This is a genomic window from Phycisphaeraceae bacterium (genome assembly GCA_019636675.1).
Lineage (GTDB): Bacteria > Planctomycetota > Phycisphaerae > Phycisphaerales > UBA1924 > JAHBXC01.
This window is the reverse complement of record JAHBXC010000001.1, coordinates 623,611-648,794: the sequence shown is the minus strand read 5'-3', so window position 1 is coordinate 648,794 and position 25,184 is coordinate 623,611. Positions and strand designations below refer to the sequence as shown.

Below are 25,184 nucleotides of genomic sequence, written 5' to 3'. Positions count from 1 at the left end.
CCGAATGGCAGTCGACCTGGTACGAACCCGCGGTTACCTCAACGATTTCGCCTTCGGCACACTCTTCATCGAAGAGTTGGGCTGGTCCCGCCCAACCTCCCGTCAGGCAGTGACCTTCGAAGCCGCCGGCATCGCGTGTCAACGCAAGCAGATCGCGCAGCTTGCAGGCGTGGTGGTGCTGGAGGTCACTTCCGCTGACGGACGCATCCCCGACGCCGGCGCGCGCCGCACAATCCACAACGAGATCGCCAAACTCCACCATGAGAACCTGCTGATCTTCGTCGACAAAGATCGCACACAGAGTCTCTGGTCATGGGTCAAGCGACAAGACGGCAAGTCGCACCCGCGCGATCACCACTTCTTCAAAGGCCAGCCCGGTGATCTCTTCGTGAGCAAGCTCACCGCGATGGTCTTCGATATCTCTGATTTTGACGACTCGGGCAATGTGCGCCTCGTCGAAGTCGCGCGCCGGCTCAAATCTGCGCTCGATGTCGAACGCGTCACCAAGCGCTTCTACGCAGAATTCAAGGATGTCCACGACGAGCTGGTCACACTCATCACCGGCATCCCCGACGAGCGCCAGCGCCGCTGGTACGCGTCCATCCTGCTCAACCGGCTGATGTTCATCTACTTCCTCCAGCGCAAGGGCTTCCTCGACTTCAAGAACCCCGCCGCCCGCGACGGCAACCAGACCTACCTCCAGGACAAGCTCGCACAGAGCCAGAAAGCAGGCCCCGATCGCTTCTACACCGGCCTCCTGTCGCTGCTCTTCTTCGAGGGTTTCGCCAAGCCGGAGGACAAACGCTCCGCCGATGCCCGAAAGCGCCTCGGCAACATCCGCTACCTCAACGGCGGACTCTTCCTTATCCACCCAATCGAACGCGATAACCCAGACATCGGCGTTCCCGATGCCTTCTTCAGACGCCTGTTCGAACTCTTCGGTCGCTACTCATGGAACCTCAACGACACCCCCGGCGGCGACGATCAGGAGATCAACCCCGATGTCCTGGGATACATCTTCGAGAAGTACATCAACCAGAAGGCCTTCGGCGCCTACTACACCCGCCCGGAGATCACCGAGTACCTCTGCGAACGCACGATCCACCAGCTCGTGCTCGACGCGATCAACACCCCTCCCGGCATGCCTGCGATCCCCGGCGTCAAGCAGCGCCGCTACGAATCCATCGCCGACCTGCTCATGGACCTCGATGCCCAGGTCTGCCGCCGGTTGCTCAGTGAAGTCCTGCCCTCGCTCAGTCTGCTCGACCCCGCCTGCGGCTCGGGCGCGTTCCTCGTCGCCGCGATGCGGACCCTCATCAACATCTACTCAGCGGTCATCGGCAGGATCAAGTTCCTCTCCGACCGCGAACTCACCGCCTCGCTCACCAAGACCGAGCGCGAGCATCCGAATCTCAGCTATTACATCAAGAAGCGGATCATCACCGACAACCTCTTCGGCGTGGACATCATGGAGGAGGCCACCGAGATCGCGCGCCTGCGCCTCTTCCTGGCGCTGGTCGCCTCCGCCGAGACGGTCACGCACCTCGAGCCCCTGCCCAACATCGACTTCAATATCCTCCCCGGCAACTCCCTCATCGGCATGATGCGCATCGACGACAAGCGCTTCGAAGCCCGCAATAAGAAGGGCGCACTGGGCGGCTTGCTGTTCCAGCAGAAAACCTATCGCGAGATCCTCGACGAGAAGAACCGCCTTATCGATACCTATCGCCGGACCACGACCTACGCCGCTGACCTCTCTGCGCTCCGTGATGACATCGACCAGAAGAAGCGAGCATGCACCAGTGTCCTCGACGAGATGCTCTTGGATGAATTCGAGAGTCTGGGCATCAAGTTCGAGCAGGCCACGTGGGACGCCGCGAAGTCAAAGCCCGGCAAACCCGTCAAGCGGTCGCTCACGATCGACGACATACAGGCGCAGCGCCCGTTCCACTGGGGCTTCGAGTTCGACCGAGTGCTGAACGAGCGGGGGGGCTTCGACGCCATCATCACCAACCCGCCCTGGGAGATGTATCAAACCGATGAGAAGGAGTTCTTTCAGGAGTACCTGCCCACCATCAAGAAGAAGGCGTTGCGCATCGAAGACTGGAAGAAGCAATTTGCGTCACTCATGCGCGATTCGGAGATGCAGGCTGCGTGGCTCAGTTACGCGAGCGGGTTCTCCCACACATCCAAGTACTTCAAATCAGCTGTCCAGTACCGAAACCAGCTCTCGCTCGATACCAGCGGTAAGCAGATCGCATCAAAGATCAACCTCTACAAACTCTTCACCGAGCAGTGCTTCAACCTGCTCCGCAAGGGCGGCCTCTGCGGCATCGTCATCCCCTCGGGCATCTACACCGACCTGGGCGCCAAGCAACTCCGCGAGATGCTCTTCAACGAGACCCGCATCACCGCCCTCTTCGGCTTCGAGAACCGCAAGGAGGTGTTCGAGGGCGTCCACCGGAGTTTCAAGTTCGTCGTCCTCAGCTTCCAACGCGGCGGCACGACCGACTCCTTCCCCGCCGCGTTCATGCGTCACGATGTGGCCGAACTCGACCGCTTCCCGGAGGAGGGCGCGATTCCTATCGACATCGACCTGGTGCGAAGACTCTCCCCCGATTCACTCTCGGTCATGGAGTTCAAATGCGAAACGGATGTCACGATCGCGAAGAAAATGCTCCGCTTCCCGCTGCTTGGTGAGGAGGTTGACGGAGCGTGGAAAGTGGCGCTGACCCAAGAATTTAACATGACCAGCGACAGCCACCTCTTCCGAACCTCGCCGGGTAAAGGGCGCCTGCCGCTGTACGAGGGGAAGATGATCTGGCAGTTCGATCACCGGCTGGCCGAGCCGCGATACTGGGTGGACGAGAAGCAAGGCCGCGCAGCTCTCTCCGGCAGGGCGGGGGACAGCGGGCAGCGGATGGACTACCAGAGTTATCGGCTCGGGTTCCGGGACATCGCCGCCAACACGAATGAGCGCACCATGGTGTCCACTGTGATCCCTCCCGCGTTCCATGGGAACAAGATTCCGACTGTATGCCCGCTGACTGATGATGACAGGAAAGTCATCACCGATGCAGAGCAGCTCTTTCTCGCGGCTGTATTCAACAGCTTCCCTGTCGACTTCGTGATCCGCATGAAAGTAACGACGACGCTCAATTTCTTCTACGTGTACCAGATTCCCGTCCCGCGATTGACAGAGAAGGACACGGCGTTCGCCCCGATCGTGGAGCGCGCTGCGCGGCTCATCTGCACCACGCCGGAGTTTGACAACCTGGCGATGGAAGTCGGTCTCAAAGGCCACCAACAGGGCGTGACCGATCAGGTCGAGCGGGCCAGATTGCGGGCCGAACTGGACGGCCTGATCGCGCACCTCTACGGCCTGACCGAGGAGGAGTTCGCCCACATCCTGACGACCTTCCCGATCGTCCCCGACCCGGTGAAAGTCGCAGCCCGCAACGCCTACCGCGATGTCGCGCGAGGAGCCGTCCGATGACGCTGCCACCCCTGCGAACATTCCGAACCGAGAACTTCAAGGCCATCCGTGACAGCGGGCAGGTGAAGCTTGGCTGGCTCACGGCGTTCATCGGCAACAGGCGTTCGTAACGGCCCATGGAGCGTCATGATGAGCGAATCCTCTAGTATCCGGAATGTTGATGATCCGTACCTTACCTCACTGATCAGGGCCGCCCGTGAGCGGATCGTCTTTGTTGCCCCAGGGGTGTCGCTCTCGCTCGGCCATGAACTAGGGACGGCGTGGAAGCGCCTTGGGAAAGACCGCGTGTCGGTGGTGTTGGACGCCGATCCCGCTGCCTGTCGACTCGGCTACGGCACCGAGGAAGGGCTCAAGCACCTGCACGATGTGGCCTCCGGTTTGGGCGCCGTGGTCTGCCATCAGCCCGAACTCAGAGTTGGCGTGCTGATGACCGAGCACCAGACCCTCGTGTATTCTCCCGCCCCTTTGCTCGTGGAAGCGCAGCGGCCGCAGTCTGGAGCGAACGCGATCGTTCTGGCGGGCGCCCCTCCCGCTGCGCTCGCCCGCGACCTTGGCGTCGGCCCGAACGGCGTGTCGGAACAGAAGATCGGTTTGGATGGGCTGTCTCGACAACAGATCTCTGACCTGTCCGAGGACCTAAAGCAGAACCCGCCGCTGCCCTTCGATGTGTCGCGTCAGGTGCTGGTCTTCAACGCGAAGCTCGAGTTTGTCGAGTTCAGTGTCTCGAAGATTCAGGTTGAGCGGATCGACATCCCGATCCCGCCCGCCCTCACTGGCTTCGAAGACACCAACCTTCGTGCGCTCTTTCGATTCGACCCAGGTAAAGAACTGGCTGCCGCCAAGTAGGACATCGAGCGGAAGAAGCGCGACATCGACAAGGAGTTCACACGACCAGCCAAAGGGTTCAGCGGAAGCCTGATCGAACGGGGACATAAGGGCGACTTCCTGAATGCGGTTGAGGCGTTCAGGAAGGATCTGGAGAGCTTTCGCGGGCTTGTTCGGCAGCGGTTTGCTTCCGTGGCCGCGCTGAATCAGGAACGACTCTACAACCTGCTCCTCCCGCACATCCTTAAAGAGCCACCGGATGAGTGGGAGGCCGTTGTTGATTCGAGCGAGGACAGGAGCAAGGCACTCGGCGACCATCTTTGCAAGCTGTTGACTGATCTCTTCCGTACGACAGGCGAGAAGCTTGTGTCCGGAATGCGGACAACGGTTCTCTTCAAGGGTATTACCTACGAATGCCTGAACAGCCCGGAGTTCATCGATATCGCGCAACAGGCGTTTCCACACCTGAACCTGTTCCATGATGAGTATCAGGCACTTCCCGAGACAGGCCCATCCGAAAAAGCAAGCTGATGATCCAAAGCAACCCCCATGACGTGTCAACCGCTTTCGAGACACTTCTTGAAGAAGTCGAGGCCGAGGTCGACTTCGTAAACACCGTTGGGTCACGGTCCTTTGAAAGTCGTGACTACGACCGCGCCAAGGAAGCTCTCGCTCGCGCAGGCGTACTCATCGCGTTCCGTGACAAGGTCTCGGCACTTCGCGAGGAATGGCAAGCCATCGCCGCGGTAGCTGAACAGGAAGAGGATGAAGAGACCAAAGCCGAGCGCCGCAACCTCGGTCGCCTCCGGAACGGCCTCCGAACGCCCGAGGCCGCTTACCGCGAGCCCATCCTCCGCATCCTGCAAAGCATGGGTGGTTCTGGCAAGGCGGCGGATGTGCTGGAGATGGTCGGCCAGATCATGAAACCCAGGCTCCAGTCTGTGGACTTCGACCCACTCGCTTCGGGTCCTGACAACCCTCGCTGGCGCAACGCCGCACAGTGGGCGCGGAACTCGATGGTCAAAGAAGGTTTGCTGAAATCGGATTCGCTGCGCGGTGTATGGGAGATCAGTGAGGCCGGGCGGGTGTGGCTGGCCAGTCGGCAGGCCTGACTGTTTTCGCGTTAGCACCATGATTCCCCATGTGCGGCCGCTTCCTCAACACCCACCCCTCTCACGAGATCGCCCGCGCGTTCCGCGTTATCCTCGATCGGGCCAGAATGACGGTAAAGTCGGGGACCTTCACTGAGCTATCGGCGCAGGCGGCCTCTCACCGGTTTCGTCAAGGCACGCCAGCAGACCCTTGTGTATCTCCTGCCACTCCGCACCCAAGTCGATGCTCGTGAACCGCACCTGGTACCCGTGGATGCGATACCGCAGATCGACCGGCGCACCCACGCCCGCGTACAGCATGATCCCCTCCGGGACGACGCCGTCCGGCTTGGAGAGGTGGCTGTTCCGAAGGTACGCGTAGATCTGTCGGAGATGTCCTGGGTGGACAGTCGTCTTGCCGTGCGGGCTCTGCACCAGAGGGGCGCGGTAGAACTTCGCGTCGAGTATCACGCGCCGCGTCGGGCTCTCCAGCGTGAGGTCCGTCCTCATCAGTGGCAGAAACGCCCGGTCGTGATCGGAACACTCGACGCCGAACCACGCCATCTTGCGGGAGTGGACCGAGAGGGCGCACTGCTCGCGACGATAGAAGTTGAAGAGGAACCGCTCGAAGAGCCGGTGCATCTCGCGATCGCTGCGAGTGAAGTCGCGGAAGCGGAAGCCGGTTCCGCTCTCCGTGGGAAGAAGGCACCGATGTACGAGGCGGCACGCGTCCATCAGCAACCCGTACAAGCGGTTGTTCCGGTGAAGACGCACGGACCTGAACACCCGCGGCGAGATCGCGACGCTCGTGACCGGCGGCATCCGACGCAAGGTCTCCTCGATACGCTCGCGGACCTTCCGATCCAGACCATCGACGCGTCGCAGGGTGTTCAGCGTTGTCACCAGGATCCGGTTAGGCAGGATGTCGTGCGTCAACTCGTCGATCTCGCAGACGGCGTGGCCTCCGACGAGAGCCATCGTGCGCACCGACTCCCCGAGCAGCAGGCGACCCCTGATGCCCGCGAGCCGTTCCGTGTGCTCGACATAGCCGCGGTCGAGGCCGTGCTTGAGGGCGTGGCGTGCGCCTGCCTCCACGATCGACGCGAGCAGGTCGAGCACTCTCGGAGACTCGGTCTGCCCGACCCGGACCAGGTGCGACGCATCGAGCGCATCCCACGCGTAAAGCAGCAGGTAGTAGATGTTGCGGATCGGGATCGTCACCGACGCAGTCTCTCGACGAGATCAGAGGCCTTCTGCGGGTCCTCCCACCAGTACTCCTCGAGAAGGGGCTTGATCTCGCTCTCGATGACATCCCCGAACCACTCATCGTCCGCGTCGCGGTCGGCGCAGAAGAAGCTGTGACCGATCTCGTAGCCGGGGCCGAGGTTCGCGGTGTCCGCGGCGATGTCGCGGTTCAACTCGGTCATGCGTTCGATGATCCGTCGAATCAGCCCGTCGCTCGCGCCGGCGAGCCGGAGCGAATCGGCGAACCGCGGCGAATCGAACAGAGGACGGAGCCGCACGAACGCGAACCTCCGGCGGAGCGCGTAGTCGACGATCGAGAGCGAGCGATCGGCAGTGTTCATCATGCCGATGATGTGGAGGTTCTCCGGAACGCTGAACGTGTCCGCGAGATCCTCGGAATAGGTCAGGGGGATAGCGTGGTCCGGCCCGCGTTTGTCGTGCTCGATCAGCATGAGCAGCTCCCCGAGGATGCGGCTCAGGTTCCCGCGGTTGATCTCGTCGATCAGGAGCACATACGCCCTGCTCGGATCGGCCTCCGCTCGGCGGCAGAACTCATAGAACGGCCCATTGCGCACGCGGAACCCTGACCTGCCGCGAGCGATGGCGTTGGGCCTGATGCCCTGCACGAAATCCTCGTACGAGTACGACTGATGGAACTGCACGGTCTGGACGCGCTCGGCGCTCTGCTCGCCGATCAGCAGCCACGCAAGTCGCCGCGCCGCGTACGACTTCCCAACCCCGGGCGGGCCGGTGAGGATGAGGTTCTTCTTCCTGCGAAGACGAGCCAGGATCTGAAGGATCTCGTTGCGATCGAGGAAGAGATCGCTTAGGGCGTCATCGAGCTCGAAGGGCTCCGCGATCTCGATATCCTCAGTGAGATTCTCATCAAGCGGACCTTCGTGTGAGTCTTTGCCCAGAACGGATTCGATGAAGGCGCGAAACCTGCGGTACCGCGTAACCTCAGTGAGCGTCTTGACAGGGACACGGAGCTCCCCTGAAGACCAGCTTCCGAGATGCACCCAGTCGACATCGCGGACATACGGATGATTCTTTGTGTTCGGGTCATAGCGGTAGTCAGAGGTCACCACTCCGATCCCGAAGAACCGTGATGTCCCTTGCTTGGCGATGATGATGTCCCCGACGCTGATCTCTCTCGAGAACTGGTACAGCGCAAGCGCTGCGTTCGTCGGCTTCGTGCTGGAACTGCGTTTACTCACGAGCTTGTCGTAGATCGCCTCCTTGTCCGGGAACTGCGCGAGGTCCCCCATCCCCCAGTCGATCGAAACGATCCCGCGCTCGCGAAAGACGGGCCAGTACTTCCCGTTCCGCCCCGCGCTGATCACCCACCACCGCGCGGACTCCCTGTTCTCTAGCCCAGACGCCGCGTGCGGCTCGGCGACGACGCGAGAGTCCGCCCACCGTTTGTACTCGCGCAGCGAAGTCTCAAGCATGGCGTCGAGGTCCTGGCGGCGTTGCGCGATCTCTCCGAGGGGCACAAACGCCTGGAACACCATCCCGTCGCTCCACGGCCCCGTTCGCCCCGAGCGGACGCCCTGTGATTCCGATGCATCAGATCCGCCAGGCTCGACGAGCCCCGCTCGGCGGAGTGCATCCCTCGATTCCGATGAGAACCGTTCAAGCACGCCCTTCGCGGTCTCTTGGAGCCGCGCGCTGTTCCACTTGTGCTCGTCGGAGGCGAGACCGATCCCGACACGCACGCCGGGTGTCCCCTCGCAGATCAGATTGAGGACGACATACACCCCACGAGATGCGCCCTCGGTCACGCGATCGTCGAATACAGCCGCCCAAGGCACAAGCGCCCAGCGACCCATGCCCACGGATGCGTTGGTGCTCCAGTGCTCCGAGGGCACTCGCTCTCGCGCGAACTCATCGAGTGAATCCCGGATTCGCTCGGCAAGACCCCATTCAGCGGATTCCTTCCGCGCAGCCGGGCCAGTGCGCGACGGATACATCTCGAGAAGAGAAGCGATCGAAGCCCAGAGGGTGGAGTCGGTGGACTGAGGTGTGCCGGAATTCATGGGAACGAGTCTACAGAACTCCCGCGGCGGCCGCAGGCGGGGTGAGTGGTCCGCCCACCCGCGCGGAACGCCCGGTCTTGCGGTACCCTCTCACCCTCCGAGCGGCGCCTCAAGGCGTCCCCCGGCTCCGCGCCCCGCACCGGGTGGGTCGCGGCCCGTCTCCTCTGGGGAGGACCCACATCCCATGATCCTCAAACCCTTCGAGTCGGGCCCGTTGACGAAGATCTCGAGCACGAAGTCCGCCCCGAGCCGCGAGTGAATCTGAGGTCAATCCGGCGTGGCTGCGCATGCTGAAACCAGACTCCCGGCTGCTGGACACCATGCCAAGGCCGCAGAGTTCTTGGAGCCGCACCCGCTCGACGAGGTGCGATAAGTGCGCCACGGACTGTCCAAGTCGGCGTCCTCGACTGCGAACCGGGGTTTCTACGGGCTTATCACCATGGTTCTGACCGTAGATTACCCTTGCAACACAAAATACTTGCAGTAGGATCATGGGATCCTCGCTGTGGGGGGGCGGTGATACTTACATCGGGAGGCGGCTATGACATCAGAGGAGGACAACCGGGGCGATGACCAGACTCTGTCGACGGTTCCAAACCGACTGAGACCTGCACGCACGCTCCCCGACCTGAGCGAGCGCCCGATTGCGTTGAACCGCGCGAAAGCACGAGCACTCCTCGTCGACCTCAATAACTTCTCGACGTTCCCCACGCTTGCGGTGGGCATCTTGGTTGCCAACCTCCGAGGCGCTGGCTTCCAAGCGGAGGTCATCAGCCCGCTCGCATACGATGTCCCAGCCGCTGAGCGCGAGCGGCGTGAGCGTTACAACGACCACATCGCGCGCCGGGTGCATCTCTCGACGCGCCCTTCCCTCTGCAAGCTGCGTGACGCCGCGAGATCCACGCGCCTGTGGTGGAAGTCCCGCCCGCACCCCCGCGTGCTCGAAGAGACGAGGAAGGCGCTCGAAGGGCGACCCGATGTCCTGCTGCTTTCGGCCTATCTCCAGCACTATCCGACCGTCGTTGAACTCGGCAAGATCGCTAAATCCAAAGGTGTGCCGCTCGTTCTCGGCGGTCCCGTGTTCAACATGCAGGACACCGCGAACGCCTGGCGTTCGATCCCCGGCCTCGTCGCCATCGTGGGAGGCGAGGTTGACCTCACGCTCCATCGGATCATCGAGGCAGTGATCGCCGGCGAGGATCTCCTGCGGTTCGACGGCGTGATGCTCCCTGACGGTCGGACGCGAGGCCCTGCCCCGCCGCTCCGCGAACTCGATCGCTCCTGCATTCCCGACTTCACCGATTTCCCCTGGGATCGCTACCGGGTTCGAATCATCCCGCTCATGACGGGGCGCGGCTGCCAATGGAACCGGTGCGTCTTTTGCAGCGATGTCGTCAGCGTGAGCGGGCGCACCTTCCGCACCCGCAGCGTCGAGTCGGTGCTTACGGAGATGGAGGAGCAGTCGAGGCGCCACCAGACCTCCAACTTTCTGTTTCTCGACCTCAAGCTCAACTCGAACCCGGCGATGTTCCGAGGGATCATCGAGAATGTTCAGCGCCGAGTGCCCGGAGCCGAGTGGATCGGAACTGTGCATGTGGATCAGCGCAAAGACAACGGGCTATCGCGCCGCGACCTCCGTGACGCCGTGGCCGCAGGGATGCGCCGGGTCAGCTTCGGGCTCGAATCCGGGAGCCAGCGGATGCTCGACGCCATGGACAAAGGGTGCTCGGTCGACTTGAACGCAGAGTTCATCCGAACAGCGTACGAGGCCGGGCTGAGCGTCCGCTGCACCATGTTCAAGGGTTTCCCCGGCGAGACGCCGGAAGACCTCCTCCTCACAGCCAAGTTTCTGGAGCAGCACGCCAAGTTCATCGATCGCGTGCGTTTCAACGAGTTTTCCGTGCTTCAGGACACCCCGATCTACAAGGACCTCACAGAGCAGCCGTCAAAATACCCGCAGCTGCGCGTGCTGAATGTCGACCATCGCTTTGGGGGCGCTCGGTACTCGAATCGCGACACGGGAGGCGCCGAGTACCGGCAGGCGAAGCGGCGTGTGCTCGCCGCGGTCTACAGCATCAATCGGCGAGAGGTCCGTCCAACGGCGCGGGCGTTCGACGGGCTCATGTAGGGGGCGGGATGAGACCGAGCTTCGACAGAAAGACCAGGTCGAGTCCGTTGGGCAGGCGTCTGCGCAGGCTGAGTCGCGGCGAGCGGATAGAGGAAGCCACCGAGTTCGTTCGGCGCTTCCACCGCGAGAACGGTCTCTCCGAAACAGCCTGCCGCGCCCGCGAGCATGAAGTTTGCAGGTCGCTGCGGAGGAGCGGGCATTATGATCACACGCCCGACGAGCTTGCCTACGGAGCGCGTGTCGCGTGGCGAAATCATGCGAGGTGCATAGGTCGGCTGTTCTGGAACTCCCTCGAGGTTCTCGACCGCCGCGATTGCCAGGACCCCGAATCGATCGCTGCCGGGGCCATCGAGCACCTCCGGCGGGCAACGAACGCGGGCTCGATCCGTTCGATCTGCTCCATCTTTGCGCCCGTCGTCGGTAATCGCCTGCCCGCGTACATCGAGAGCCGTCAGGTCGTCCAGTACGCTGGGTACTCAGACTCGACTCCGACGCTGGGCGACCCTCTCAATGTCGAAGCGACACGCATCGCGATGTCCCTGGGCTGGACTCCGCCGAGTGAGCGCGGGCGTTTCGATGTCCTCCCGATCATCATCCGTGATCGGCGCGAGCGTCGGTCGATCTTCGGCATCCCGTCGGATGCGGTCCGAGAGGTTCCCATCGCACATCCAGAGAGGCCGGAGCTCGCTGGGCTGGGTCTGCGGTGGTACGCTGTGCCCTGCGTGAGTGGCATGATTCTCTCCATCGGCGGGATCGATTACCCATGCGCTCCATTCAATGGTTTCTACATGAGCACGGAGATCGCGTCCCGCAATTTCGGCGATGAGCGGCGATACAACCTGCTCCCAGAGGTGGCTCGATGCCTGGGCATGTCGATGAATGCTGCCCACGACAGGCTGTGGAAGGATGCCGCCCTCCTCGAGATCAACCGGGCAGTCCTGCATTCGTTCGCGCGCGACGGGGTCACGATTGTCGATCATCACGCCGCGAGCGATCAGTTCATGGCGTTCGTCGCGAGAGAGCAGGCCGCGGGAAGACAGCCATCCGCGGACTGGTCGTGGATCGTGCCGCCTCAGGCGCCCTCGGCGTGTCCTGTCTTCCACCTTCCGATGCAAGACTTTCGCGCCGTCCCCAATTTCTATGTCTCGCGTGCGAGTGACGGCGAGGCGCTCAGACCCAGGCGTGACGACGAACCCCCCAGATCGACAGCGCGGCTGCGACTTGAACGCTACCGCCAGGACTACCGCGAATGGCGCCGAAGCCGAGATTGGAGAGGAGACTGATGACGACGCAACATGTCGATGAAGATGTCAGCTTTCTGAAGAAGGAGCTGATCCTCAGGATGACGCTGCAGAACCTCGTGCTCATCATCCTGATGCCGCTTCTCATGCTCTCATTCGTCCTCGGGATCGATCGTCCCGCGTTCGCCGCATGGATCGCGCTCGCCTATGTCATCGCCTCGGGCATGGGGGCGCTCTACTGGGCGCACAGCGGGGCAAGAACCGTCCAGATCGCGGCGTTTATCCGCCTGCAAGAGGATAAACGCGGACACGCCGGATGGGAGACATGGCTTAAAGCGAATCCGTTCCCCCGGCCCCTGGGTTCGCGCTGGACGATCTCGACGAAAGGGGTGTTCCTCGGGTCGCAGTTGCTCGTGATCACGCTCGTGGGCGTTGTGCTCGACAGCGGTCCGGTGAACTGGCCTGTGGTCGGGGGCGCGATTGCCGGCATGATCGGGACAGCGCTCATCCTGCCTCATCCCCGGCTTCCCGGACATGACGAGCACGCATGATGCTTCGCGAATCGGGCCGCGTTGCGACAGAAGGGGCTGGCCACATAGACGACCCCGGATTCTCCGTGATCGTGCCCGTCTTCAATGAGGCCGCGTCGCTTCCCTCATTTCTCGAGCATGTCCGTGACGGATTGCCATCCACGAATGTAGAGTTGATCTTCGTGTGCAACGGGTGCACCGACGGGAGCGAGCAGATCCTCAGATCGATCGATGACCCGCGCGTGCGGGTTCTCGCTCTTGAGCGGCCTGGCAAAGCCGCGGCGATCCGCGCCGCCGAGGCCTTCGCGCAGCGGATCCCACGCTTCTATGTTGACGCCGATGTGCTCATCAGCGGCGCATCGCTCGCGGCGCTTGCGGAACCGCTCCGTCACGAGCGGTTCGAGCTGGTGTCGCCGAAGATGCTGTACGACGAGTCGGGAATGTCCTTCGCGGCCAGAGGCATCCATCGCGTCTGGCACGCTCTGCCCCATGTCCTACTGGAGGGACATCACGGCGTCCTCGGCGTGAGCCGACGCGGGCGAGAGAGGTGGGGCGATTTTCCTGACCTTCTCGCCGACGACGCCTTCATTCAATCTCGAATCCCGACATCGCGACGCAAAATCGTTCCTGAGATAACTCTGAGCACACGGCCGGCCCGAACATTCTGGTCGTTCGTGTGCGTTCGGGAGCGTTGGCTTCGGGGCAATCAGCAGCTCCGCGCCAAAGGGATCAGCGTGCCGCGTACAAAGGGCCAAGCCAGGTGCCTGCTCAAGATGGCCGCCCGCGGCCGAGTTGTGCCGGTGACGATCTATCTGGCAGCCCGAGCCGCTGCGACCGCGAAGGTACGCCTGACTGGAAATCGCGCGCAGCCTTGGTTTCAAGATCAGACCTCCCGCCAGGGGGCATGAGCCCCCAACGCGAAATTCGCTGGGCCTGAAAGCGAGTACGATCCCCCCTCCTCCGCGCCCCGCACCGGGTGGGTCGCGGCCCGTCTCCTCTGGGGAGGACCCACATCCCATGATCCTCAAACCCTTCGACCTCACCCCGCCACCCGCCGGTGATCTGCGCCGGGTGGCCGGTCACGCCGCCGAGAGCCAGATGGCGTTCTACCTCCAACGCGACTTCGCCAAGGACCCGCACCTCTTCGTCCTCAACAACCTCCGCATCGTCGACCCCGACCAGCCCGAGTTCGACGGCGCCCCAGGCGTCTGCCAGGTCGATCACCTCGTCATGCACCGCTGGGGCGTCTTCATCGTCGAGAGCAAGTCCGTCACCGACGAGGTCTCCATCCGCGACGACGGCCACGGCGGCGACGAGTGGACCCGCCGCTTCCGCGGCCGCGAGCAGGGCTTCGAGTCGCCCATCCAGCAGGCGCGCCGGCAGGGGGAGTTCCTCCGAACGCTGCTCGACCGCCACCGCGAATCACTTCGCAGCCGCGCTCCCGTTGGGCTGCGTCAGGTGTCGAAGGTGCTCCGCGGAAGCGAGCACGGCGGCTACAAGAACATGCCCATCCAGGTCATCGTCGCCATCTCCGCAAGCGGCAAGATCCGGCGTGTGAACCGTTGGTGTGAAGCGACCGAACCATTCTGCGACTTTGTGGTGAAAGCCGACAATGTCTGCGAGAACATCCGAGCGGAGTTCAGGCGTCATAAATCGGCCTCAAACCCTCTGAAAACACCCGTCGATCAGTACGGCGTCTGGGGGATGTCGGGCGAAGACCTCCAGCGGACCGCCGACTTCCTCGTCGCGCGGCACACAGCCCCGGTTGAGCCACGGGTCGTGCCCGCCACGCCGTCTGCGCCCCTCAGCACGCCGACCCCTGCGCCGCAGTCGCTCCCGCCCCTCGGGCCCCCCAGCTGCAAGGCCTGCGCCAGCCCCGACCTCGACGCCATGTCCGGCAGGTACGGCTACTACTGGAAGTGCCGCGCGTGCGGCGTCAACACCGGCATGCCCCGCATATGTTCGGTCTGCGGCGCCGCCCATAGCAGAGCCGCGCCCGTCAACATTGCGAAAGAGCGCGACGCGTATTTCCGCAAGTGTTCTGCCTGTGGCATCGACGAGAAGATATGGACTCAACCTTTACGGTGATACCGGCCCGGTACGCATCCCTTGTTACAAAGAAGAGCAGCGACTGTCGTGTCCTCCACGCCCCTGTCCCCGAAGATGCACCTCATGGCTAAATACAAGACCACCGTCCCCGGATTCAAGAACTGTAACTCGCAGACGAACCTCTGTCCGCTTGGTATCCCCGGCACCGACCACAATCAAATGCTCTACCACATGCGATGCGATCTGTGCGCTTCGGAATACGCGGCCAACGGCAGCGACATCCACCTTCGAAAGTGTCCCAGTTGCCAAGGCGGTGCGCCGAGTTCAGGTGGGTGGCACCATGATGTTAACGGGTAAAGCCTCTCGCGTGAGAATGACGGTAGATCGCGGTGCGTGCGCCATGCGCCTTTGGCCATGAGTCTGGCCTTGCGCAGTCGCTTGAATGACCTGGATCGCATCCCGTGACGCCCGTGTCGTGTCCGAACTGAGAATCCAGGGTGGCGGCGTCCGCACGATGGCGACGGGGGTCGACGCTCAGGGATCGCCGCTGACCATCATGAAATGTCGCCTCCCCATGGGATGCCCTACCCTCTGTCCATCAACGGCGTTGAAGCGAGCGATTGGCGGCTCATGCTTGTAGATCCAGCGAACCCATCTGCTGGCACCTTCTGGGAGCCTCTCCCGTGATCCTGTGTCGATGGCGCAACAACTGGTTCGTGAGCACCGGTGTCGATCGTGAGCGAGGTTTTGTGTGGTTGCGAAGTGGTCCAGGAATGGCTCACCCCGCACACTTCAAACCTCTGCCGCCCATCGGGTCAGTTATGTACGGCGATGTGCGGTTGGACTCAGATATTTCCTTCTACCCCGAGCTGCGCTACGAGGGCTGCAAGGTCTACCCGTGGGGCGGCTGGCGGCCCGACTCCGCAGAGCCCATCCTCGGTTGCTTGATCGGCGACCTGCGGGCGTCTCCCGACGAAACCGCCGACGATGTTCGTGCCCGCCGCGAGCGGCTCGTGGCGCAAGGCTGGGAGGACGGCGGGCGCGACGGCGTGGCGGGCTATGTGCATGTCGACGACCTCGAGAAGATCGAAGGCCCACCTCCCGACGGCCCGTTCTAAGCGCCGCCCTCAGCCCAACCGCTGACGCCAGCGCGGTGTACACCGCGCTCCTCCCCGAAATCGCCCCAAAACCGCGCCAGCCGCCGCATCGCTTGCAATCCGTAAACCCCGCCGGTATCGTGGGTTCTGAGTCCTGGCCACCGGCCTCGAACGCGCTTCCAAGCTGAATGCTGAGGGTTCGAATCCCTTCGCCCGCTGTCGGCGTGAGTTGCCGCGGCATTCACGTTCTGGTTCAGACGCCTGATCGAAAAAGCGACCCGCCTCCCGTGCTCTCCTCGCCGGGGGGGTGGAGGAGAGCGGTGGGGGGCGGGTCGCGAGTGCGGTCGGTCTCTTGCTGTTTGTCGCGACGCCCGCTCGGCGTCACGAAGCGGTGCGAATCACTTGCACGTCGCGCCGAAGTTGCTCAGGACGAGGTTCAGGTCCTGGAAGTTCACGACACCGTCGCCGTTCACGTCGCCCGGCAGGCCCATGCCCGACTGGCCGAAATCGCTCAGCACGGCGTTCAGGTCGGCGAAGTTCACGACGCCGTCGCCGTTCGAGTCGCCCGGGCACGGGTCGCTCGCGCCGGCGTCGAGGCGCATGAACGCCTGCGGCGCCCCGAACGCGGGCGTCGAGTTGTAGTCGTTGCCCATCCCGTCGTGAATGCTCGCGAGGAAGTAGACCACGAGGTCGTCGGTGAGGATCGAGTCGTTGGGCTCGAACGCGCCCGCGGTCAGGTTGCCGCGACCGATCAGCACAGGACCGTCGAACCCGGGCAGGTCGACCGCGTCGCCCTCGCGCACGAGCACGCGCTCGCCGTTGAGGACCATCACGGTGTCCGTGGCCGGGTCGGCGCTGTCCGTCGTGCCGACGAGCAGCCAGTCGCCATTGTTGTTCACGCTGAACGACAGGAACGACGCGCCCCAGTTCTCGCCCTCGCCGGTCGCGATGGTCTCGCCGGTGCGCGCGACGACCACGCCGTTGATCGCGGCCCACACGCCGCCGCCCAGGATCGCACCGCGCGCGTACCACTCGCCGCTGCTCGTGATGCCGGAGGTCACGATCGTCCCGACAACCACACCGGAGGTCCCGATCGCCGAGCCCTCCTGCAGCACGACCTGCCCGTTGAGCAGGAGCACGTCGTCGTTCGTCGTCCCGCCGGTCTCGATCTGCCCCTGCGCGATCCACGACTCGCCGTTGGGAGAGGTGTAAAACCCGTTCGCGCTGAGGTTCTTCACCGTGAAGACGCTCGAGCCGTCGAGGCCGACGACGGTGCTCCACCCGCGCTGGAGCAGGGCGTCGTTGTCGTAGAAGATCGCCGGGCGGCGCAGCGAGTTGATGTTCTGGATGCTCGAGTCCTGCGAGCCCACCGTGCCGTCGTTGAGGATGTGGATCGAGCCCACCGAGTTGCCCACCGTCTCATCGCCCGACGGGTTGGCGCCCGAATCGACGAGCCCCGTGTACAGGTCGCCCATCTGCGTCACGAGCTGGTAGTCGGAGGGTGAGGGCGTCATCCCGCCCGTGTAGACGATGACCTTCTGGAACACGGAGGCCAGCCCGCCGGTCGCGCGCGCCGAGTACGCGAACTGGTTCTGGTCGTTGAATCGCCCGAGACCGGACCCGAAGAAGTCGTAGACCTCGCCCGCGGCGCCGTCGGGGATCGGCTGGCGCCCCTGCGCGAAGTGCGCGACCTGCGAACCATCGCCAGCGCCCAGCAGCATGATGTTCTCGATGCTGCTGCCCTGGTTCGTGCGCCCCTTCAGGATCCACCTCGACCCATCGGGCGAGAGGATGATGTCCTCGAGGGCGCGCCAGTTCGTCTCCACCGGGTCCCCGTTGAGGTCGAGCGCGATCGGCACGATCGAGCTGGGGTGCGTGGCGATCTTGGTGTAGATCACCTCGACGGCGTTCCCAGCCAACACGGACGCCCCGGCGCAGGCCGCGAGAACGCCGGCAAGGCCGGCACGGGCGATGGGTCGATGCGAGTGATTCATCGCGTGATGTCTCCCTTTCCAATTCGTGGTGAATGCGCAGGCCGAATCGCGTGCCGGAGTGCCAACAACACCGGCCGCGTCAGGCCCGTCCAGAGTACTGGGGAAGACGCGGGCTCCGCAAGAGTGATTCAGCAAAAACAGCCGAAAAAGAGCCGCTCCAATTCCGACACTGCGGGACGCACGACCACCAGCGCCCACCCGTTCGTGACGTGTGGGGACCACCACCCCCGTGCTCGCCTCACGCACGAATCGAATCCACGAACACGCAGGACCCCGCTCCCCGGATCAGTTCTCGCCCCCGGTGATCGGAAGCACGACGCCGTTCACAAAGCTCGAGTCGGCATTGGAGGCGAGGAACACGAAGGCGGGCGCGATCTCTTCCGGCTGTGCCGGGCGCTTCATCGGAGATGATCCCGTCTTTCGCCCGAATTCCACGATGTCCCTCGCATCGAGCCCGCTGTCGGAGGGATTCAGCGGCGTCCACACCGGGCCCGGCGCCACGCAATTCACGCGGATCTGTTTCTCGACCAGTTCCTGCGCGAGGCAACGCGTGATCGAATGGATGGCGCCCTTGCTCGCGCCGTAGTCCGCGAGCCGTTCCGATCCGTTGAGTCCCACGATAGAGCCCGTCGCGATGATCGAACCTCCGGGCTTCATGTGGGGCGCCGCGGTCCTCGCGAGACGCAGGTACGCGTACACATTCACCTTCAGGGTCCTGTCGAGCTCATCCTCGTTGAGCTCCTCGATCCGCTTGCGGTTCTGCCACGCCGCGTTGTGAACGAGGATGTCCAGCCGGCCAAAGCTGTCGAGTGTCTTGTACACAACCTCCTCACAGAACGCGTTTTCGCGCAGGTCGCCTTCCGCGATGTGGCAGCAGCGCCCGAGCCTGTGGACCGAATCCCGAACAGCTTCCGCGTCGCTTCGCTCCTCCGGAAGGCAGGTGATCATCACGTCGGCGCCTTCACGGGCGAAGAAATACGCGACGGCGCGCCCTATCCCCGAATCGCCCCCCGTGATCAGCGCCGCCTGCCCCTTCAACTTTCCCGCCGCCAGATACCGATCGCCCTTCCATCGCGGCAGCGGATCCAGCTCCGACTCCAGCCCGGGCGAGTCCTGATGCTGTCGCGCGAACGGCGGCTTCGGCTCGGTGAGGGGCTGGCTGGTGGGTGTGTCGGTCTCCGAACCGTGATCAGTCATCGTGAATCCTCCAGAGTGACCGGGTGAATGCTGCCACGGCTGGATGAGCGGGCGGTGACCCCGGCGTGAGATCCGAATCATTCATCGTGACGCGTGCGACGCTTCCGACTCAGAAATCCGCTGACCGATGGCGCGATGCCGGCACGCCTCACGCGTGGTCGTCTGCACGGGGACCAAAGCCGGGCGTTCTCTCGCAGAACGCACCGGCCCAGTCCCGCGAAGCGGCCGATCCGACGATCGGACCCGCAGTTGAACCACGCACACAGTGAGAGAACGCCATGTCATCACCGTCCTCGATCACCCTCGCCGCCGCTTCCATCGCCCTGCTCGCTGGAGCCGCCCACGCCCAGGTCGTCATCCACAGCAACTTCGGCCCCGGCGACGACTTCAACATGGTCAGCGGCAACCTCGTCCTCGGTCCCGACGAGATGTCCATCGGCAATGTCGACCAGGCCATGCGATTCACCGTCGGGGGCATCGACACCTACTTCACCAACGCGCAGCTCGGCCTCCGACTCACCGACGGCCTCGATTTCGTCAACATCTACCTCATGAGCGACGCCGGGGGCCTGCCCGGCGCCGTCCTCCTCACCATGGGCGTCGGCGGCCTGCCCGGCCCCGATGTCCCGGGCATCGTCACCGCCTCCGCCGGGGCGGCGTTCCTGCTCTCGGCGAACACGACCTACTGGATCGCCGCCGACGCCGGGGGCGACACCGAGATCGTGTGGCATCGCAACAACATCGGCGACCTGGGACGCGCCGGACGCGCCGGCAACCCCGTCGGGCCCTGGAACTTCAATCCCGATCAGGAAACGCTGGCCTTCCGCGTCAACGGTCGTCTCGTCCCCACCCCGGGCGGCGCATCCCTCGCGATCCTGACCTGCGCCGCGCTCGGCGCCCGCCGGCGTCGCGAGGGGGTGACCCGGTGATCCGACCCGCCCTGATCTCCCTCACGCTCGCCTCTGCCGCGGCCTTCGCCGGGCCGATCGACCCGCCCGCGGGCCCGGTCGCGCCCACGATGAAAACACTCGCGGAAGTCGAGCCGCGCATCGCCATCAACGCCCAGAACACACCGGGCGACGCGAACTCGCTCTACCGCATCTCGCAGCCGGGGTCCTACTACCTCACCGGCAACATCACCGGCCAGCCCGGCATGCACGGCATCGAGATCGGCGCCAGCGATGTCACGCTCGACCTCAACGGCTTCCGGCTCCAGGGCGTCCCCGGTTCGCTCGACGGGATCGCCACCGGCTTCCTGCTTTTCCGGGTGACGATCCGGAACGGGACCATCACCTCGTGGGGCGGAGACGGCATCGATCTCACCGAGGGCGGCGCCCTCATGCGCCCTTCGCTGATCGAGGGAATCCACGCGACCGCTAACAGCGGCAGGGGCATCAGCGTCGGCCGCTACGCGACGATCCGCGACTGCACCGCAGCGAACAATGTGGGCGACGGGATCGTCGCTGTCAGGTACGCCATCGTCGAATCTTCCGTGTCCTCCGACAACGGCGGCGCGGGCTTCGACCTCGGCCAGGACTCGCTCGCCACAAACTGCATCGCGAACGGCAACGACAGCTACGGGATCACCGGTTTCGCGCACCTTGTCGTCAGGGACTGCGTGACCGAAGGCAACGGCCTCGACGGCATCCGTGGCCCCGAGGGATCCAACATCTCCGGGTCCGCGAGCCGCAACAACGGCGGGAACGGCATCATCCTCTTCAACGGGTCGACCGTTCGAGGATGCACCGCGGAAGGCAACACCTTCGCCGGGATTTACGCCTCAACCCGCTGCCTCGTGATCGAGAACAACGCGATGAACAACCAGGCCGCCGGCTTCCGGGTCTTCAACATCGACAGCCGCGTCGAGGGCAACAACTCGACGGGCAACACGGTCGGGTACCTCGTCGAATCAGCCGGCAATTTCATCGCCCGCAACACCGCGTCGGGCAACACGAGCAGCAACTGGAGCGTGGTCGCCGGCAACGCCTGCTTCGTGGTCAACGCCACGAACTCCGCCGCCATCAACGGCAACTCCGGCGGAGTCTCGCCCGGCTCCACCAACCCCAACGCCAACTACACCTACTGAAGCACGCACCAATGCAGCTCACGCTCCAGCACGCAGCGACGCCCTGCCCGGCGCACCCCGGTGGGCGTCGTCGCGCGCCAGCCCGGCGCGCGGAAACTCGTCGGGTCCGGGCCGGATCCCCTTCGGGATCGCCCACGCATCTGGTAGCATCTGGGCTCAGCCCTGCCCAGGAGCCCAGGCGCACGATGAGCACCCCAGACCCCAACGTGACCCAGCTCCTCCGCGCGGTCTCCAAAGGGGACGATCGCGACCGCGAGCGCCTGATGGCCGCCGTCTACGACGACCTCCACCGCCTCGCCGCCAGCCACCTGCGGGGCGAGCGCGCCAACCACACGCTCCAGCCGACCGCGCTCGTCCACGAGGCCTATCTCCGGCTCATCAACCAGCGTCTCACCGACTGGAACGACCGGCTCCACTTCTTCTCGATCGCGTCCACCATCATCCGGCGCATCCTGATCGACCACGCGCGCGAACGGCGCGCACTGAAACGCGGCGGGGTCGCCGGGCGCGTCTCCATCGACACGCACGAGCCCGCCGCCCCCGAACAGGACCTCGACCTCCTCGCCCTCGACGAGGCGCTGCGCGATCTCGCCCAGCTCGACGAACGACAATCACGCATCGTGGAGCTCCGCTTCTTCGGCGGCTGCACCATCGAGGAGATCGCCGAGCTGCTCGGCGTCGGCAAACGCACCGTGGACCGCGACTGGATGGCCGCGAAGGCGTGGCTCTACTGCCGGCTGCGCGACTCCGAGACGGAACCCGGCGATGATCGATGACCTCCAGCGCCGCGCGCACGAGATCTTTCTCGCCGCGATCGACGAAGAACCCGACGAGCGCCCCATGCTCGTCACCCACGCCTGCGCAGGCAACGACGCCCTCCGCACCGCCGTCGACAGACTGCTCTGCGCCCTCGAGGACACCGCCCACTTCCTCGAGACCCCGGCGCTCGGCGCGCCGCCCTCGCACCGCGCCGCCCCCGAGCCGCTCGCCCCCGACGCGATCCCCGGCTACCGCGTCCTCGGCGTGCTCGGCGTGGGGGGGATGGCCACCGTCTACGAGGCCGAGCAGCAGAAGCCGCGCCGGCGCGTCGCGCTCAAGGTGATGCACCGCTCCCTCACGCACACGTCGAGCATCCATCGATTCCACTTCGAAGCCGAGGTCCTCGCGCGCCTCCGGCACCCCAACATCGCGCAGGTCTACGAGGTCGGCGTCTTCACCGACTCGACCGGCCGGTCCTCGCCCTACTTCGCCATGGAGTTCATCGACAACGCGCGCCCGATCACCGAAGCCGCCCGGGCGGACGCCATCCCCCTGCGCGACCGGATGCGGATGTTCGCCGAGGTCTGCGACGCCGTCCAGCACGGCCACCAGGTCGGCGTTATCCACCGAGACCTCAAGCCCAGCAACATCCTCGTCGATCATCGCGGTGCGCCCAAGATCATCGACTTCGGCGTCGCGCGATCCGTGCTCTCCGACAGCGAGCGCATCACCACGATCTCCGATCGGGGGCAGATCCTCGGCACGCTCAACTCCATGAGCCCCGAGCAGTGCGCCGGCGCCGACCGCGTCGACACCCGCTCGGATGTCTACTCGCTGGGCGTCGTCCTCTACGAGCTGCTCACCGGGCGCCCGCCCTACGACCTCAGCGGCAAGTCCATCCCCGAAGCGATCGCCGCCATTCAGGCGCATGACCCGCCGCGCCCCGGCGTCATCAACCCCGAAGCCCGGGGCGACGCCGAGGCGATCGTGCTCATGGCGATGGACAAAGACCCGAAGCGAAGGTACCAGGGCGCCGACGCCCTCGCCGCAGACATCCGGCGGTTCCTCGCGTTCAAGACCATCCAGGCGTCGCTGCCCACGCCCTGGCGGCGAGCCGCCCTCTTCGCGCGCCGGCACAAGGTCGTCGCCGGCGCGATCGCGCTCAGCGCCGCGACGCTGCTCATCTCCTCGGCGCTCATCGCCGCCTTCGGGTACTCGAGCTGGCGCGAATCACTCCGACGCGCAGAGGCCGAACGCGTCGCGCTCGCCGAACGCGACACCGCGCTCCGGCAGACCTACGCCGCCAGTCTCGCGAGCGCGTTCCTCGCGTACCGCGCCAACGAGTTCAGCCAGGCCCGGCAGCACCTCGACCGTGCCCCGCTCTCGCACCGGGGCTGGGAGTGGGATCTGGTCAACGCCTTCGCCGACACCGGCGAGATCGTCGTCGAAGCCCACGACGATCAGGTCCTCGATATGGCGCTCGGCGCGAGCGCGCGCCGCATCGCGACCGTCTCGCGCGACGGGACAGCCGCGATCTGGGACGCCGACGGCGGCCAGCGGATCGCACGGCTCGCGCTCGATTCGATCCCACTCTCCGTCGCCATCACCGACGACGCCCGCGCCGTCTACATCGGCTGCGAAGACGGGAGCGTCCGGGAATGGAACCCCGGGGCCGATCCCCCCGCGCGAGTCATCGCCGCGCACGCCGCTGGCGTCCACCGTGTCTCGCTCGCGAACAACGGCCTTCTGGCGGCAACATCGCTCGACGGCGTCGCATCGCTCCGGCATGTCGGCGCCCCCGAGCGGTCGCGCGTCGTCCCCGGACTGCCCGGCGGCGTCGAGCACGCCGTGTTCTTCCCCGACCCGGCGCGTCTCCTCGTCGCCGGTCGCGCCGGCGACCTGCTCGTGCTGCGCACGGAATCGCTCGAGCCGGAACTCACGCTCTCCCTCGGCGCACGCATCGAAGCGATCGCGATCGCGGCGGACGGGCGCACGCTCGCCGCAGGCGGCGGCGAGGGCCACATCCGCGTATGGGACGCCGACACGGGCGAGACCCGCGCGGAAGACCCCGGCGTCTACGACATCAGCACCGTGCGCTCCCTCGCGCTCACGCCTGACGGTTCGTCCATCTTCATCGGACGCGTGAACCGGACCATGGCCGAGTGGCGGATGGCATCCAGTCAGAGCAGACGCTACATGCTCACCGGCCACGACGAAGCGGTCGCCTCGCTCGCCTACGACGCGCTGGCGCATCAGGTCGTCTCCGCGTCGTGGGACCGCACGCTGCGACTCTGGCCGCTCACCGAACTCACCGCGCCCGGCGCGATGATGAATCTGCCCAGAGCCCGCGACCACCTCCTCGCGGTCGCCTTCTCGCCAGGCGGCGACATGCTCGCCTCCAGCGGTCGCGACAACGTCATCCACGTGTTCGAGCCGCTCACCACCAGGTCGCTCGCCGCGCTCCGCGGCCACACCGACGCCGTCTACGACATCAGCTTCTCACCCGACGGGACGATCATCGCCTCGTCCTCCTTGGATGCGACGGTGCGACTCTGGAGCGCCCGCAACGCCGAGCCGCTCGCCACTCTCGAAGGCCCGGGCGGGCCGGTCTGGACCATCGCCTTCAGCCCGACCGGAGACCGCCTCTTCGCCGCCGGGAGCGCCGGCGTCGTCGCGTCGTGGGACCTGCCTTCGATGACTCCCTCCAGGTCCTTCCGGGCGCACGACGATCGGATTATCAAGCTCGTCGTCAGCCCCGACGGGGCCACGCTCGCGACGTGCGTCCGCGACGGCACGGTCGCCCTGTGGGACGCCCGGTCCGGCGCGCTGCTCCACACGCTGACGGGCCATCGCTCCGATGTCTTCGGCGCGGTCTTCTCCCGCGACGGCGCCCGGCTCTACACCGGGTCGCGCGATCAGACGGTCCGAGTCTGGGATGTCGCGACAGGCGAATCACTCCATACCCTCTCGTGCCGAGGCCACTTCATCACCTCCCTCGACATCACCCCCGACGGCGCACGCCTCGCCGCAGGGTCGTGGTACGGGGAGATCATGCTCTGGGACCTCTCCACCCACGAACGCGTGCTCTCGTTCGCATGGAGCAGTCTCGCGATCCGTGACATGTCGTTCTCGCCGCGCGACAAGTTCCTTGTCACAGCGGGCCACGCCGGCGCGCTGATGCGATTCAACGCCGCGCCCCACGCAGACCGCTACGCAGCCCACTCCCGCGCGCTCGCGGCGTGGGACGACGCCAACTCGAAGGCCGCGGACTCGGCGCTGCCCCCTCGCGCCGCGCCAGAGGAGATCGACGCGTTCATCGACCAGCGCGCGGGCTCAGAGGACGAACGCCGGTGGCTTCGCCTCGCGGTGCTCCGGCGCCTCGCGCTCGACGCCGCCCAACGATGACC

General features: G+C 64.9%; 18 protein-coding genes. 14 read left to right on the top strand and 4 right to left on the bottom strand.

Annotated elements, in window-relative coordinates; translation table 11 throughout:
• Window positions 1–4: 4 nt before the first annotated feature.
• The 4 genes from KF684_02745 (at window position 5) to KF684_02730 (ending at window position 5,433) form a co-directional block, all read left to right on the top strand.
• On the top strand, window positions 5–3,496 hold the full coding sequence (locus KF684_02745; protein ID MBX3351828.1) for an Eco57I restriction-modification methylase domain-containing protein: 3,492 nt from the start codon (window positions 5–7) through the stop codon (window positions 3,494–3,496).
• Window positions 3,497–3,625: 129 nt separating this feature from the next.
• On the top strand, window positions 3,626–4,342 hold the full coding sequence (locus tag KF684_02740; protein MBX3351827.1) for a hypothetical protein: 717 nt from the start codon (window positions 3,626–3,628) through the stop codon (window positions 4,340–4,342).
• 171 nt (window positions 4,343–4,513) lie between these two features.
• Window positions 4,514–4,852, top strand: a complete 339-nt coding sequence (locus KF684_02735) for a hypothetical protein (GenBank protein MBX3351826.1) — start codon at window positions 4,514–4,516, stop codon at window positions 4,850–4,852.
• The gene (locus tag KF684_02730; protein ID MBX3351825.1) at window positions 4,852–5,433 is read left to right on the top strand and encodes a winged helix-turn-helix domain-containing protein; all 582 of its coding nucleotides are present in this window, start codon (window positions 4,852–4,854) and stop codon (window positions 5,431–5,433) included. Before KF684_02735 ends, KF684_02730 begins: the two co-directional genes overlap by 1 nt.
• A 129-nt stretch (window positions 5,434–5,562) precedes the next feature.
• On the opposite strand, the gene KF684_02725 is transcribed toward KF684_02730, so the two are convergent.
• Both KF684_02725 and KF684_02720 read right to left on the bottom strand, forming a co-directional pair.
• A complete protein-coding gene (locus KF684_02725; protein ID MBX3351824.1) occupies window positions 5,563–6,633 on the bottom strand; it encodes a hypothetical protein in 1,071 nt (356 codons plus the stop codon).
• Entirely contained in the window at window positions 6,630–8,696 is a 2,067-nt protein-coding gene (locus KF684_02720) for a DUF3578 domain-containing protein (protein ID MBX3351823.1), read from the bottom strand. Before KF684_02720 ends, KF684_02725 begins: the two co-directional genes overlap by 4 nt.
• Window positions 8,697–9,237: 541 nt before the next feature.
• Between KF684_02720 and KF684_02715 the strand changes: the two genes are divergently transcribed.
• The 6 genes from KF684_02715 to KF684_02690 all read left to right on the top strand — a co-directional run bounded on the left by KF684_02715 (window position 9,238) and on the right by KF684_02690 (window position 15,762).
• Window positions 9,238–10,824 (top strand): radical SAM protein, encoded by a 1,587-nt coding sequence (locus KF684_02715; GenBank protein ID MBX3351822.1) that lies wholly within the window; start codon window positions 9,238–9,240, stop codon window positions 10,822–10,824.
• A gap of 47 nt (window positions 10,825–10,871) precedes the next feature.
• Window positions 10,872–12,107 (top strand): nitric oxide synthase oxygenase, encoded by a 1,236-nt coding sequence (locus KF684_02710; GenBank protein MBX3351821.1) that lies wholly within the window; start codon window positions 10,872–10,874, stop codon window positions 12,105–12,107.
• Window positions 12,107–12,616 (top strand): hypothetical protein, encoded by a 510-nt coding sequence (locus KF684_02705; protein ID MBX3351820.1) that lies wholly within the window; start codon window positions 12,107–12,109, stop codon window positions 12,614–12,616. The genes KF684_02710 and KF684_02705 overlap by 1 nt, the downstream gene beginning before the upstream one ends.
• Window positions 12,613–13,503 carry a glycosyltransferase gene (locus KF684_02700; GenBank protein MBX3351819.1) on the top strand — a complete coding sequence of 297 codons (891 nt, stop codon included), beginning with the start codon at window positions 12,613–12,615 and terminating at the stop codon, window positions 13,501–13,503. Before KF684_02705 ends, KF684_02700 begins: the two co-directional genes overlap by 4 nt.
• A gap of 109 nt (window positions 13,504–13,612) precedes the next feature.
• Window positions 13,613–14,683, top strand: a complete 1,071-nt coding sequence (locus KF684_02695; protein MBX3351818.1) for an NERD domain-containing protein — start codon at window positions 13,613–13,615, stop codon at window positions 14,681–14,683.
• Between the two features lie 782 nt (window positions 14,684–15,465).
• Entirely contained in the window at window positions 15,466–15,762 is a 297-nt protein-coding gene (locus KF684_02690; GenBank protein MBX3351817.1) for a hypothetical protein, read from the top strand.
• A gap of 377 nt (window positions 15,763–16,139) precedes the next feature.
• Here the strand turns inward: KF684_02690 and KF684_02685 are convergent, their stop codons facing one another.
• Both KF684_02685 and KF684_02680 read right to left on the bottom strand, forming a co-directional pair.
• Window positions 16,140–17,735, bottom strand: a complete 1,596-nt coding sequence (locus KF684_02685) for a hypothetical protein (GenBank protein ID MBX3351816.1) — start codon at window positions 17,733–17,735, stop codon at window positions 16,140–16,142.
• A 285-nt stretch (window positions 17,736–18,020) separates the two neighbouring features.
• Window positions 18,021–18,932: an SDR family oxidoreductase gene (locus KF684_02680; GenBank protein MBX3351815.1), complete on the bottom strand. Its 912-nt coding sequence runs from the start codon at window positions 18,930–18,932 to the stop codon at window positions 18,021–18,023.
• Between the two features lie 278 nt (window positions 18,933–19,210).
• Here KF684_02680 and KF684_02675 point away from each other — a divergent pair, with 278 nt between their 5' ends.
• The 4 genes from KF684_02675 (at window position 19,211) to KF684_02660 (ending at window position 25,182) form a co-directional block, all read left to right on the top strand.
• Window positions 19,211–19,861, top strand: a complete 651-nt coding sequence (locus tag KF684_02675; GenBank protein MBX3351814.1) for a hypothetical protein — start codon at window positions 19,211–19,213, stop codon at window positions 19,859–19,861.
• A complete protein-coding gene (locus KF684_02670; protein ID MBX3351813.1) occupies window positions 19,858–21,018 on the top strand; it encodes a right-handed parallel beta-helix repeat-containing protein in 1,161 nt (386 codons plus the stop codon). The genes KF684_02675 and KF684_02670 overlap by 4 nt, the downstream gene beginning before the upstream one ends.
• A gap of 185 nt (window positions 21,019–21,203) precedes the next feature.
• Window positions 21,204–21,794, top strand: coding sequence for a sigma-70 family RNA polymerase sigma factor (locus KF684_02665; protein ID MBX3351812.1), 591 nt, complete (start codon window positions 21,204–21,206; stop codon window positions 21,792–21,794).
• On the top strand, window positions 21,784–25,182 hold the full coding sequence (locus KF684_02660; protein ID MBX3351811.1) for a protein kinase: 3,399 nt from the start codon (window positions 21,784–21,786) through the stop codon (window positions 25,180–25,182). The genes KF684_02665 and KF684_02660 overlap by 11 nt, the downstream gene beginning before the upstream one ends.
• Window positions 25,183–25,184: the final 2 nt, after the last annotated feature.